The 510-nt window shown below is 63.1% G+C and carries 1 protein-coding gene; it reads right to left on the bottom strand.

Translation table 11 applies throughout. From position 1 onward, the window contains the following. Positions 1–69: 69 nt before the first annotated feature. Positions 70–510 (bottom strand): phosphatase PAP2 family protein (locus A3730_RS11890; RefSeq protein WP_063538113.1); only part of this gene is annotated, 441 nt, incomplete at its 5' end.

Here is a 510-nt window from a genome sequence, read left to right as displayed (position 1 = left end):
CGGCGCACCACAGTGAACCTGGCTTTGGCTCTTCCCGCGCCTCGCAACTCGTAGCCCGTAGCTAGCCCCTCAAACCAGCCACAGCCCAATCATGGCGCAGCTGAAGCCAAGCGTCGCGCCAGCCAGAATGTCCGACGGATAATGGACCCCCAGCAACACCCGGGACAATCCCACCATCACCGCCAACCCCAACGCCAGAGCCATTACCGGCGGATAGAACACACATAGCAGTGTCGCCATCACAAAGGCCGCCGCTGTATGCCCGGACGGGAAGCTGAATCGGTCCGCGGGCTGAATAAACGCCGACAGGCTCTCCAGCGCATCCGCCGGCCGGGGCCGTTTGATCAAGTGCTTGAGCAGCACAAACATCGGCACTTCCAGGGCATAGGCGGCCATGGCAGTCAGGGCGAACTCGCTGCCGCCCTGCCGATCCATCCACCAGATCAGCAACGTCAGCGCCACATAGAAAGGACCATCGCCGAGGCGGGAGATCATCCGCGCCAGACGGGC

Source organism: Alcanivorax sp. HI0044 (assembly GCF_001634945.1).
The sequence above is the reverse complement of the archived record's forward strand: the minus strand, read 5'-3'. Positions and strand labels throughout refer to the sequence as shown.